This is a genomic window from Flavobacterium sp., assembly GCF_040402955.1.
Classification (GTDB): domain Bacteria; phylum Bacteroidota; class Bacteroidia; order Flavobacteriales; family Flavobacteriaceae; genus Flavobacterium.
Genome location: NZ_JBBALQ010000005.1, coordinates 84724 through 97807 on the forward strand (window position 1 = coordinate 84724; position 13084 = coordinate 97807).

Consider the following 13084-nt stretch of genomic DNA (forward strand, 5'->3'; position numbering starts at 1 on the left):
CTGGGCGGGTAATGCTGCCAAGGAAAAACGAGAACTATCTGTGTTTCTGAATTAGTTTCAGATTCGAAATTCTCAAAATTATTTATTAATTATTTTTAACAAAGAGTAATTACCCCTTTTATTCGTATTAATTTACGAAGTATGAATTTATTATTAAAAAGTCGAAAGTCGAAAGTCGAAAGTCGAAAAAAATTATTTGCTTTTTCCTTGTTCCTTTTACCTTTTGCCTTAAACGCTCAAGAACAACCAAAAGATTCTGTAAAATCAATTGAAGAAGTCTTAATTTCTGGAGTTCGAGCAAAAGACAAAAACCCAATTACATTTACAAATGTTTCTAAAGCACAAATTGCGCCCAGAAATTTAGGGCAAGACATTCCAATTTTATTAAATTATTTGCCATCTGTCGTTACTACAACAGATGCCGGAGCAGGAATTGGCTATACCTATATGCGTGTTCGTGGATCCGATGGTTCTCGTATTAACGTGACTTTAAATGGGGTGCCTTTTAACGATAGTGAAAGTCAAGGTACGTATTTTGTTAACTTACCTGATTTTGCTTCTTCATTGGAAAGCATTCAATTACAACGTGGTGTTGGAACCTCAACAAGTGGTGCTGGTGCATTCGGCGCAAGTTTAAATTTACAAACCAAAGCTGCACAACAAAAAAGTTATGCAGAAATAGCCAATTCTATTGGAAGTTTCGGAACCCGTAAACACACATTAGCTTTCGGAACAGGATTACATAATAATTTCGAAATGAACGCTCGAATTTCTAAAATAAAATCGGATGGTTTTATAGATCGAGCTTCATCTGATTTATTTGGATATTATTTCGATGCAAATTATATTACAAAAAACACGATTATTAAAGCAATTGCTTTTGGCGGAAAAGAAAAAACGTATCAAGCTTGGAATGGTTTGGAAGATGAAGAAAAACTAAAAAATGATAGAACATATAATTCGGCTGGACAGTACACAGATGAATTTGGGAATACCCAATTTTATGATAATGAAACAGATAATTATCTACAAAATCATTTTCAATTGCATTGGAATGAAAACCTAACTTCAAAATGGCAATCGAACCTTGCTTTTCATTATACTACAGGAAAAGGCTATTTTGAACAATATAGAGAAGATGAATTGTTTTCAGATTATCTGTTAGCTGACTTTAATGGAAATAGCGTTACAGATTTAGTTAGAAAACGTTGGTTGGATAATGATTTTTTCGGAACTACTTTCTCTTTAAACTATAAAACCGAAAAAACAGATGTTATTATTGGTGGTGCGGCAAACAAATATGAAGGAAAACATTTTGGAGAAGTAGTTTGGACGCAATTTTACATGCCAAACACCAACAAATATTATGATAATTTCGGGAATAAAAACGATGTGAATTTCTACTCGAAAGCATCGCAACAAATAGGAAAATTCAATGTTTTTGCAGATTTACAATACCGAATGGTCTTCTATCAAGCAAATAGCATCAAATTTAATGATGTGAATGATACGTTTCGTTTCTTCAATCCAAAAGCGGGAATTACATACACATTAAATACAGCAAGTTCTATTTATGGTTATTTCGGAATTGCAAATAAAGAACCAAGACGTGATGATTACGAAAGTGGAAGTGCCAAACCAGAACGTTTACAAGATTTTGAATTAGGTTATAAATTCAAAAACAACAAAGCAGCTCTAAATATTAATGCTTTCTATATGAAATATCAAAATCAATTAGTTGCTACTGGCGCTTTAAATGATGTGGGAAGTCCAATTTTTGAAAATAGTGGAAAAAGTTATCGAGCAGGTTTAGAAATTGAAGGAGCTATTAAAATAATCCAGAAAGTAACGTTACAACCAAATATTACATTAAGTACCAATAAAAATGAAGATTTTTATTTTGAAAGAAACGGCATTTTAACCAATTTAGGAAATACCAATATTGCCTATTCACCAAATATGGTAATAGGAAATGCAGTAACATTTTCGCCCATAAACGCGTTACAAATTTCTTTTTTAACCAAATATGTTGGTAAACAATATATGGGAAATATTGATGCTGAAAAATCTATTTTACCCGATTATACCATATCTGATTTGAATATTAACTACGAATGGAAAATCAACAACGGCATCAAATCGATTGTGTTTTCAGGTTTAATTAATAATATTTTTGATAGAACGTATGAATCAAACGGCTATTTTTACACGTATAATGATGATTTTAGTAATCCTCCAGCTATTGATACGATTGAAGGCGTTGGATTTTACCCACAAGCGGGAATTAATTTCTTAATTGGAATGAATTTGAAGTTTTAATTTTTTGGGAACACAGATTTTACAGATTTTTACAGATTAAAAAAATTTAAAAAATCCGTTTAATCTGTGTACCTATTTTTCTATCCAAGCCGTAATACTTCTGTCGTCTGGTTGGGTATTTGGTGAAATGACTTTTTCTAATTCGCCATTTTCATTTAGTAAATACTTTTGAAAATTCCATTTGACAGATGAATCTTTTACACCATTTTTCGATTTCTTAGTTAAGAATTCATAAATAGGATGCATAGAACTTCCTTTTACAGAAATTTTCTCCATCATTGGAAACGTTACACCATAATTTACAGTGCAAAAATTTTCAATATCAGAAGCATTTCCAGGTTCTTGCCATAAAAAATTATTGGCTGGAAAACCGATAATTTCAAAGTTTTGATTTTTATATTTTTCGTAAATCTTCTGTAATTTTTCGTACTGAGGCGTTAAGCCACATTTTGATGCGGTATTCACAACCATTATTTTTTTTCCTTTTAAGGAGGAAAAATCAAATGGATTCCCTCTTAAATCAGTTACTATAAATGAGTGAATAGAGCCTTTTGGATAGGTTTTTGTATCTTTTTTAAAAAAAGAAAATATGGATTGTAACATTAATTATACACTTTTATGGTTGTGGCATCTATCATTTGTACTCGATACGCTTTCATTGGGTATTGTTTTCCGGCTGCCAATCCAGTAAACAAACTATATTCGGCATCGTCACATGGACATTTAGCATTAATTGAATTAATTGTCATCGTAGAGCAATCTGCTAAAGCTTGATTTGGGCAAGCCGCGTCATAAGCCAAGAAATTGCCGCTCCCTGCATTAAAAACAATCAAACCTCTTATCCCTGCACCAGCAGAATTTACATAAACCGCATTAGACGGAAATGCTAAACTTGAATATTGTGGAAAACTCGTATTTAGTATCACTTCAAATGAATAATTTGGCAAATACGGATTGTTATTATTGATCTGTGTATCTCTATCACAGGAAAAAAAGACCGTAAACAAAATAAGGAAGTAAAAAATTCTTTTCATTTTTTATATTTATTTGATTTATCAAAATTAATTTATTTATATTTGACAAACTAATATAGTAAACAAAAAATAGTTAAATAAATTATATCTTTGCAAAAAGGGAATCCCATAGTTGTGGGATTTTTTCTATTTTATAAATTAATGAAGTTATGAGCACAGTATCTTATTACACAGCAGAAGGATTAAAACATTTAAAAGACGAGTTAGACCAACTTAAATCTATAGAGCGCCCAAAAGCGTCACAAGCCATCGCAGAAGCAAGAGACAAAGGAGATTTGTCTGAAAACGCAGAATATGATGCGGCTAAAGAAGCACAAGGTTTGTTAGAAATGCGTATTTCTAAAATGGAAGAAGTCGTGTCAAACGCGAGAATTATTGACGAATCTACTTTAGATGTGTCGAAAGCTTTGGTATTATCTAATGTAAAAATCAAAAATCAATCTAACGGAATGGAACTGCAATATAAATTAGTTGCAGAAAGTGAAGCGGATTTAAAAACAGGAAAAATATCAGTAACTTCTCCTATTGGAAAAGGATTATTAGGAAAAAAAGTAGGTGAAATTGCAGAAATTAATGTGCCAAATGGGATTTTAAAATTTGAAGTTTTAGAAATTACACGTGACTAATTTAATGTGTCGATTAGTCAATTGGTCAATGTGCCAAAAAATTGACTAATTATCTAATTATCTAATTAAAATTATGAGTTCTATTTTTACCAAAATAATAAACGGAGAAATTCCTTGTTATAAAATTACAGAAAACGAAGATTTTATTGCTTTTTTAGATGTAAATCCGAATGCTAAAGGACATACGTTATGTGTGCCGAAACAAGAAATAAATAAAATTTTCGATATGAATGAAGATTTATATCTAAGATTAATGGCGTTTTCAAGAAAAGTAGCTATTGCTTTAGAAAAAACAGTGCCTTGTAAGCGAATTGGAATGGCTGTTGTAGGTTTAGAAGTACCGCACACACACGTTCATTTGATCCCGTTACAAGATATGGACGATATGCGTTTTCAAAGAAAAACAACATTAAATCCCGAAGAATTTTCAAAATTAGCACAAGAAATTGCTGAAAATTTATAAAAACTATTTCCACAAATTTTTTAATTGAGTTTGTGGATTTTTTTTAACCCTCTTTTCTAAAACTCATTTGCATCGTAGTGCCTTTGCCAATTTCAGATTGCACCACTCTAATTTTTCCTTTGTGATATTCTTGAACAATACGTTTGGTTAAAGACAATCCCAATCCCCACCCTCTTTTTTTAGACGTATAACCGGGTTCAAAAATAGTTTTGAATTTATTTTTAGCAATACCATTTCCTGTATCAGTAACCGTTATGTAAACAAAGGTGTCACCTTCTACAATTTCGATGGATAAGTTTCCTTTACCTTTCATCGCATCAATGGCGTTTTTTACTAAATTTTCAATTGTCCAGCTGTGTAAAATCGGATTTAATGAGACAAAAAGCGGTTTTTCTGGTGCTCGGAAATCAAAAATAACTTGTTTGGAAACGCGAGATTGCAAATATTCAAATGATGATTTGGTTTCCTCGATTATATCTCTTTTTTCTAAAACAGGTTCACTACCAATTTTTGAAAATCTATCTGTTATTGTTTGTAACCTATTTATATCTTTTTGGATTTCTTCTATTGTAGTTCCATCAACATTTTCTAATTTCAATAACTCCAACCAACCTATTAATGAGGATAATGGCGTGCCTATTTGATGTGCGGTTTCTTTAGCCATTCCTGCCCAAAGCTTATTTTGAGTTGCCATTTTTGTTGCTCGATAAAAATTATACACCACGCCGCCAAACAAGAACGCCACTAATAACAAGGCAATTGGATAATATTTTAGCTTATTTAAAATTGGAGAATCACCATAATATACCAAATGATAGTCATTTGCTGCGAATTGGACTTTTATTGGTGCATTTTGACTTTTTATTTTATTTAAAAATTCTTTGACTTTAACACTATCATTTTCTATTTCTCCAAGGTTTAAATTACTTAAAAATTTTCCTTTCTTATCAGTAAGTATTAGTGGAATATTTTTATTGTTTTCAATAATAAAAGTAGGTAATTCAATTTCAGTATCAACATCTGAATTCATTAAAGTCTTTTGAGCTGTTGCCCAAAGTTCCATTTTATTGCGTTCTTCTTCTTTAAAGGTTTGAAAAAAAACATAGGTATTCCATAAAATTAAGGAAGCAATTAAAAACGATGAAATAATAATGATCCAACGTGTAAGATTTCTTTTTTCAGAAAACAGCATAAAATGTATTTTGAGTAAAAATAGGGAATTTTTAGAATTAAGAACAAAGTAAAAAGTAAAAAATTAAAAGGAAATTCTAGTATATTTGTAAAAAATACAATTTATGTTAAGCATTAATCCAAAAGAAATATCGCCAGTAAAATTACAAAGCTATTTGCAAACAGCTGTGTCACCCAGACCGATTGCTTTCGCAAGTACAATTGACGTTGATGGAAATCCTAATTTATCGCCTTTTAGTTTTTTTAATGTGTTTAGTAGCAATCCTCCAATCTTAATTTTTTCTCCTGCAAGACGGGTTCGAAACAATACTATAAAACATACTTTGATTAACGCACATGACACTCGTGAAGTTGTGATTAATATTGTAAATTACGATATGGTGCAACAAATGAGTTTGTCGAGTACCGAATATCCAGATGGTATTAACGAATTTGAAAAAGCTGGATTTACTATGCTACCATCAGATATTGTAGCACCATTTAGAGTGGCAGAAAGTCCAGTGCAATTTGAATGTAAAATTAACGATATTATCGCATTAGGGACTGAAGGTGGCGCAGGAAATTTAGTCATTTGTGAAGTAGTAAAAATTCACATTCACGAAAGTATTTTAGACGAAAACCAAATGATTGATCAACATAAAATTGATGTGGTTTCTCGTTTAGGAAGCAATTGGTATAGCCGTGCAAATGAAGGTTTGTTTGAAGTGGAAAAACCATTAACTACATTAGGAATTGGTGTAGATATGATTCCAAATTTTATAAAAGAAAGTGGTTATTTTAATGGAAATGATTTAGGAAAATTAGGAAATATAGAAACTATTCCAAATGAAGAAGAAATTACTATATTTGTAAAAGAAAATTTTGAGGTAAAAGCCGTTTTAAGTTCAGACGATTTTGACACGAAATTTAAAAAAGCAAAAGAATATATAGATGATAATCAAGTTTTAAACGCTTGGAAATTGTTATTAGCACAAAAATAAATTAAAAGAGTTATGGAAGTTATTGGAAGAATTAAAATTATTGGAGCTACACAAGACGTTAGTGCTTCATTTAAAAAGAGAGAAATAGTTGTTACCACTGAAGAGCAGTATCCACAACATATTTCAATTGAATTTCAACAAGCAAAAGTAGATGATTTAAATTCCTACCAAGCGGGTGAACAAGTAAAAGTATCTATCAATTTAAGAGGTAGAGAATGGACGTCTCCACAAGGAGAAGTAAAACATTTTAACACCATCACAGGTTGGAGAATTGAAAGATTAGCAAATGCTGCTCCAACAAGCTCACCAGAAATGCCTCCAGTTCCAGCTGCAGAAGCTTTTGCACCAGCAACCGACTTTAAAGAACAAGAACACGACGATTTACCTTTTTAAACCAAAGGTAAATTCCAAATATTTAAATTCCAAATTCCAATTGTTTTCATTTTGGAATTTGGAATTTTTATTGGATTTTGAAATTTAAAAAATTGGAATTTCTTATTATGTATTTTTTAACATCTGAACTTTATTTTCCGCCTTATTCAGAAATATCTCCTGAAGGGATTATCGCTGTTGGCGGTGATTTATCTCCAGAAAGATTACTTTTAGCCTATCAAAATGGAATTTTTCCCTGGTATGATGCTGACGAACCAAAACTTTGGTGGTGCCCAAACGAAAGAATGGTGTTGTTTTTCGAAAATTTACGAATTACGAAAAGTATGAAAAAAGTACTTCTTAGAAACGAATTTCAAATCACTTTTAATACAAATTTTAGAACAGTGATTTCTAACTGTCAAAAATCTCCAAGAAAGAACCAAGACGGCACTTGGATTTCTAATGAAATTGTAGAAGCATATTGCAAACTAAATGAATTAGGTTATGCCAAAAGTGTTGAAGTTTGGCAGAATAACGAATTAGTAGGCGGCTTATACGGAATAGATTTAGGCGATGTGTTTTGTGGTGAAAGTATGTTTTCAAAAGTGCCAAATGCCAGTAAAGTTGCGTTTATTCATTTAGCAAAACAATTAGAATTGGCTAACTATAAACTTTTAGATTGCCAAGTACATAATAATCATTTAGAAAGTTTAGGTTGTGTTGAAATTGAAAGAGAAGAATTTTTAGCGATTTTGAAAAGTTAGTTGTTACACAGAGATGCGCTAAGAAACACAAAGAATCGCAAAAGTTTATTTGTTTTGAACACAGATTCTCACAGATTTATCTTGCGTCAAATTTTTTTAAACTTCTTACATATAATTCTTCTACTTTTTTACGTGCCCATTCTGTCTTTCGTAAAAAAGTTAAACTCGACTTTATAGAAGGATTTTCATTAAAACATTTGATTTTTATCAATTCGCCAAGCGTATCAAAACCATAAAACTCAACTAATTTTTCGAGTATGGCTTTTAAGGTTATGCCGTGAAGTGGATCCATTTTATATTTAGATTTTTAGAATATTAGATTTTTAGACTGAAATAGACTGATTTCTCAACCAACAATCTTCCACATGATCATTAACCATTCCTGTGGCTTGCATGTGTGCATATACTACTGTTGAACCTACAAATTTGAAACCGCGTTTTTTTAAGTTTTTGCTTAACTTATCCGAAATTTCTGATGTTGCTGTTACTTCACTTAATGTTTTTGGTTTGTTGTCAATTGGTTTTCCATCTACAAAAGCCCAAATATATTTAGAAAAACTTCCAAATTCTTCTTGTACTTTTATGAAAGCTTGTGCATTTGTTACTGTCGCTTTTATTTTTAATTTGTTTCTTATTATTCCTACATCGTCCACTAAGACTTGTAATTTTGCATCGGTAAATTTAGCTACTTTTTGCACATCAAAACCTGCAAATGCTTTTCTAAAATTATCTCGTTTTACTAAAACGGTATACCAACTTAAACCCGCCTGAAACGTTTCTAAAATTAGAAATTCAAATAAAGTGGCATCATCATAAACAGGTTTTCCCCATTCGTTATCGTGATATTCTTTGTATAAATCGGTTTTTTCGCACCAAGCACAACGTTTCTTAGTCATTTACTATTGGTTTTTCGTTGTTATGAATGTAAGTTTCAATTAAAAAATGACCCAGATAAATTAGCGGTGTTAAGCAAATTGCAATGATTAATTTAAAAGAATATCCAGTTAAAGAATATTCTACATATTGTTTGGTATTCCAAATTCCGGGTAAATAAAAGGCAATTCCTCCTACAATAAAAGAATCAATTAATTGAGAAATCACAGTAGAACCTGTGCTTCGTAACCAAATCATTTTTTCTCCTGTTTTCTTTTTAAAATAACTAAAAAGCGTAACATCTAAAAACTGTGCCACTAAAAATGCCAGAATCGAACCTACAATAATTAAATTACTTTGTCCGAAAACAGCAATAAATTGTTCGTTACTAACTGGACTAATTCCTTTGGCTTCGGGAATTTTCATCGAAAAAAACAAAATTACAAAACAGTAGGCTATTAAACCTGCGGTAATATAACTCAGTCTTTTTACACCTTGTTTTCCGAAATATTCATTAATTAAATCGGTAGTAATAAACACAATTGGCCAAGGCAGAATACCCATACTTAAAACAAAAGGACCAATTTGAATTAATTTTCCTCCAATAAGTTCGGCGGTAATGGCATTGGTAATAAAAATACCAGCCAACACAACATAAACTATTTCCTTTTTGGTTTTTAACATTTATTCTTCGTAATATTCTTCTTCATAATTTTCTTCGACTGTTTTACTAGAAAAATTTACTCGCAAATGATTGTCATTTAGCGATTCATTAATCATAGTTTTTATTTTCTGATCAATTTCTTTATCATCAATAATTTTTTCAGCGTCAAACCTTCTAAAAGCTTTCAGGTTTAGTTGATTTTTTTCATCATAAACAAAAGCAATAGCGGTTAACTTTTCAGTGTTTTTACCATACGAATCAGCTTCTATATTAATTTTCTTATAAAAGAAATAAGCTATTTTTTTATCATTATGTGTAACTATTTTTTCATCCAACAACACAATTGAATCATTTTTTTTATCAAAATCTTCATAATAATGTATGGCATTCATCACAATACTATCTTTACTAAATGCAGCTAATTCTTCGGTTTGTTTGTTGTGATACAACATTTGCAACGCCGTGTATTTTGTTTTTGGGTTGCTAGTTAATTTATCTAATACACGTTTATCTAATTTTTTATTTCTTGCCAATTCACGATTAGCAATAGCTACATTTAAATCGTCAATATTTAATTTTTCTGCTTTCTCATACAATTGACGCATATCTTTTTCGTTTTTGTATGAATATAAAATAGATAAATAACTATTTAAAGCTTCCACAGGTGCGACATTTTCGTCATCATAATTATATTCATCATCATCGCTGGCTTCATCTTCAAATTTCCAACTTACCAATCGTTTGTATTCTAATTTCGCATTGGTAAGCAACATTTTTTTGTATGATTTCAGTTTTTTTGATGATACTTTTTCAGAATTTAATAGTACTTGAACAAACTCAACTATTGGCTCGTGAAACTCATTAATACTATAATATTCTAAAATATTTGGGTATAAAACTTGAGCATTTTCAAGGTCTGCCATAAATAAATTAAACAAACCAGAAATTACATAATTTTCCGAAATTGGTAAATCATAATCTAATAATTCGGCAATTTTTTTATAAGCCACTTTGCTTTTTTGTAAAGCCAAAGCACGTAAAATTGAAAACTGAGTTTGTGTTGAAACGTCTTGTTTTTTATACGCTTGTTCTAAAAACGGAAGAACTTCTGGAGATTTTAAAGATCCAATGCTTTCAAATAATTCACCTTTAAAGTCCATTTCTTCTTTTCTAAATTCGAAATTTTCCAACAGGTTTTTAATTTTTGAAAAATCCGATTCTTCAATAGTTAAATTATTAAATGATTTTATTGCCGAATAGCGTATACTGTCGTGTTCGCTATTTAAATCTTCTTCAAAAATGCTGAATTTATTTTCAAAAAAAGTTCTTGAAGTTATAGAAGCATCATCTACTTTAAATGAATTAAAAACCTTTTCAATAAAAGGATTGTCGTTATTGTAATTTTTATCAACTAAAGTTGTGAGGGTATAATATTCGCCTTTTTTGAGCACAATTTTATACTTAATACCTTGTGTGCTTTTAGGTTTTGTAGCCAAAACTTCGTACACATAAAAATCATTAACTGGATCTTTATTAAATTTTTCATTAACTAAATCTAACTTTTGGTTTGATGTTAAAGCCAATGTTTTATCCCAAGTGGTTGATTTATAATCTAACGGATTAAATTTATCCTTTTCATTTGTGTCAATACTGTTTGCTACGGAATTAAAATTAACAGCTTCTGTTGCTACAGAATCGACTACAACTACACTGTCAGAATAATTAAATTCATTATTGTCAGTATAATTTTTAAATTCAAAATCTACTGAAATGTTTTTCTTAATTTGATTAAAAAGTGTGTCTAAAACCGCGTAACTTTCGTACCTATGTGGTTGCGAATAGGTAATTTGAATATTGCTTTTGTTTGGTGAAAAAATATCAAAAGATTTAAATTTTACTTCAAAATGGTTGGTTTTATCATCTTCTTTATAACTGTCTTTTCTTTCAAATTTAAAGTCTAAATATTCGTTTTCTTGTTTCGGAATTTCTACAGAAAAATGGGCTGCAGAATCTTTAAACGTTTTATAAACAATATCTTCTTTTGCTTTTGTAATTTCGAATGAATTAAAAAAAGCATCAACCTTATTTTTAGAAGCATTTACAGTTCCTAATAAATAATATTTATTTCCTTTTAATGCGGATTTCAAGTAAATGTTTTTTTCTTTCAATTTAGATTGCGATCTACATTCAAATTTATTTTTATCAAAGCTAGTTTGCATAGATTCCAATTCGTGAGCCGCATAAAATTCGTAATGCATTCTTTTTAATTCATATTCAGAATCCTCTAAATTTTCATAATCCATTATGGTACTTTCTATAACAAAATAATGTGCGTTTTCTTGTTCGTCAAACGCGTAAATTTCTGTATCTTCTAGTCTTTTATTGTCTTTTTTATTACCAACAAATGAGTAGTAAGCCGGTACTGTAACTTTGAAATTTTGCTTGTTTGGAACCACTGTTATCGATTCTTGTTTGTACGATTTAATTTTAATATTATTATACACCTCATCTTCATATTTTCTAACATAATCTCCTTCTCCACTCATAATTACAGCAATTATTTCAAGTGGTGTTGTATAATATCTATATCGTTCGTTTTTCCCTGTTTTAGTTTTGCTTTTGATATCATAAACAAAATTATTTTTTTCTTGGTAAGATTTTTTTTCTAAAATTTCACCTGGGATGTTTTCGAAAAACAAACTATCAAGTGTTTTATGATTGAATTTTTCGTCTTTTTTACTGATAAAATCCTTCAGCAACATTCGTTTTACATTAATATAGCCCCCATTTCCTAAATCTGGAGACTCTAAATTTTCGCCATTTTTCAAAACCAAAGGAAACAAAGGCAAAGAAATCATTTCATCCGCTGTTGTGTTTATTTCAAAAACCGGCTTTACAAAATACTCTTCAATTTGTTTCTTTATTTTTTTTCCTTTTTCAGTATAATCAGAAAATATGGGTGTTACGGTATATCCTTTTCTTCGTAAAATCTCAATCATTCCATTTTTTCCTGGTAAATGTGCGGCACCAACTGCTGCAAATAAACTTCCTGTTTTCATAATAGAATCCATGCTTTTAGACATAATTTCATTTCTATCAAAAAGCATGGCTTTATTGTATAATTTTGGGGATGAAAGCATGTTTAGCGTATCCAATAAATCTAAATCTTTTTCACGATATGCGTCTCTTAAAACTTCTACATAGGAACGTTTTTTTAATAGTTTTAAAATAGCTTGTTTATTTTCATCCACTTCGCTTCTATCCATTTCCGCCTCGGCTTTTTCGATATTTAATGTAGTAGATTTAACGTTTTCTAACCCCAATGTCTTTTTACCATATTTTCTTCCCGTCCTATAAATGAACATATCTAAATAGGTTTCCTCCTGAAATTCTTGATTGGCTTGATTGGTTCGAGATAACAATCCAATTAAATTGTAATTTGAACCTCTAAAAAGAGAATATAAATAGTCTTTTTCTATTGGTGAAGTATAGAAATTAGTGTAGAAATTTCTTCTTGTTTGAGTAGATTGATAAAATCCATACAAATCGTACAATTCTGTCCAAGTATTTGGTTCGCTTTCGTTAGCAATAAAATCTGAAGCCATTAATTTTTCAAAAAACGAATCAGACAAATGAAAAGAAACCTTGTCGGAAACATGCATGGTTCCGTACATATAGGATTTTTTGGTTAATCCTTTACCCGAAATTTCCCAAAATAAACTTTGGTATTTTTTTTCTTGTGCAAATGTAGAAAGGGATAAAAATGTAAGTAAAAATAAAATCTTTTTCAAAGGGATA

At 30.3% G+C, this 13084-nt stretch carries 13 protein-coding genes; 6 read left to right on the forward strand and 7 right to left on the reverse strand.

The window, feature by feature from the left end:
- The first annotated feature begins 141 nt into the window (after positions 1–141).
- A complete protein-coding gene (locus tag ABWP78_RS04265) occupies positions 142–2319 on the forward strand; it encodes a TonB-dependent receptor (protein ID WP_353169455.1) in 2178 nt (725 codons plus the stop codon).
- Between the two features lie 72 nt (positions 2320–2391).
- On the opposite strand, the gene ABWP78_RS04270 is transcribed toward ABWP78_RS04265, so the two are convergent.
- Positions 2392–2922, reverse strand: coding sequence for a glutathione peroxidase (locus ABWP78_RS04270; RefSeq protein ID WP_353169458.1), 531 nt, complete (start codon positions 2920–2922; stop codon positions 2392–2394).
- Complete coding sequence (locus ABWP78_RS04275; protein ID WP_353169461.1) at positions 2922–3353, reverse strand: Rieske (2Fe-2S) protein; 432 nt, start codon at positions 3351–3353, stop codon at positions 2922–2924. The genes ABWP78_RS04270 and ABWP78_RS04275 overlap by 1 nt, the downstream gene beginning before the upstream one ends.
- Before the next feature lie 149 nt (positions 3354–3502).
- Between ABWP78_RS04275 and greA the strand changes: the two genes are divergently transcribed.
- Both greA and ABWP78_RS04285 read left to right on the forward strand, forming a co-directional pair.
- Positions 3503–3979 (forward strand): transcription elongation factor GreA, encoded by a 477-nt coding sequence (greA, locus tag ABWP78_RS04280; RefSeq protein ID WP_353169463.1) that lies wholly within the window; start codon positions 3503–3505, stop codon positions 3977–3979.
- A 73-nt stretch (positions 3980–4052) separates the two neighbouring features.
- Positions 4053–4442 carry an HIT family protein gene (locus ABWP78_RS04285; RefSeq protein WP_353169465.1) on the forward strand — a complete coding sequence of 130 codons (390 nt, stop codon included), beginning with the start codon at positions 4053–4055 and terminating at the stop codon, positions 4440–4442.
- A 43-nt stretch (positions 4443–4485) separates the two neighbouring features.
- Here ABWP78_RS04285 and ABWP78_RS04290 read toward each other — a convergent pair whose 3' ends face one another.
- Entirely contained in the window at positions 4486–5634 is a 1149-nt protein-coding gene (locus ABWP78_RS04290; RefSeq protein WP_353169468.1) for a sensor histidine kinase, read from the reverse strand.
- A 103-nt stretch (positions 5635–5737) separates the two neighbouring features.
- On the opposite strand from ABWP78_RS04290, the gene ABWP78_RS04295 reads away from it, so the two are divergent.
- The 3 genes from ABWP78_RS04295 to aat all read left to right on the forward strand — a co-directional run bounded on the left by ABWP78_RS04295 (position 5738) and on the right by aat (position 7749).
- Positions 5738–6613 carry a flavin reductase family protein gene (locus ABWP78_RS04295; RefSeq protein ID WP_353169471.1) on the forward strand — a complete coding sequence of 292 codons (876 nt, stop codon included), beginning with the start codon at positions 5738–5740 and terminating at the stop codon, positions 6611–6613.
- 12 nt (positions 6614–6625) lie between these two features.
- A complete protein-coding gene (locus ABWP78_RS04300; protein WP_353169473.1) occupies positions 6626–7006 on the forward strand; it encodes a DUF3127 domain-containing protein in 381 nt (126 codons plus the stop codon).
- 107 nt (positions 7007–7113) lie between these two features.
- On the forward strand, positions 7114–7749 hold the full coding sequence (aat, locus tag ABWP78_RS04305) for a leucyl/phenylalanyl-tRNA--protein transferase (protein ID WP_353169474.1): 636 nt from the start codon (positions 7114–7116) through the stop codon (positions 7747–7749).
- Between the two features lie 76 nt (positions 7750–7825).
- Here aat and ABWP78_RS04310 read toward each other — a convergent pair whose 3' ends face one another.
- The 4 genes from ABWP78_RS04310 to ABWP78_RS04325 are packed head-to-tail and all read right to left on the reverse strand — an operon-like array spanning position 7826 to position 13077.
- The gene (locus ABWP78_RS04310) at positions 7826–8041 is read right to left on the reverse strand and encodes a VF530 family protein (protein ID WP_353169476.1); all 216 of its coding nucleotides are present in this window, start codon (positions 8039–8041) and stop codon (positions 7826–7828) included.
- 31 nt (positions 8042–8072) lie between these two features.
- Positions 8073–8645: a DNA-3-methyladenine glycosylase I gene (locus ABWP78_RS04315; RefSeq protein WP_353169478.1), complete on the reverse strand. Its 573-nt coding sequence runs from the start codon at positions 8643–8645 to the stop codon at positions 8073–8075.
- Complete coding sequence (locus ABWP78_RS04320) at positions 8638–9306, reverse strand: queuosine precursor transporter (RefSeq protein ID WP_353169479.1); 669 nt, start codon at positions 9304–9306, stop codon at positions 8638–8640. The genes ABWP78_RS04315 and ABWP78_RS04320 overlap by 8 nt, the downstream gene beginning before the upstream one ends.
- Positions 9307–13077: a TraB/GumN family protein gene (locus ABWP78_RS04325; protein WP_353169482.1), complete on the reverse strand. Its 3771-nt coding sequence runs from the start codon at positions 13075–13077 to the stop codon at positions 9307–9309. It lies immediately after the preceding gene.
- Between the last annotated feature and the right edge of the window lie 7 nt (positions 13078–13084).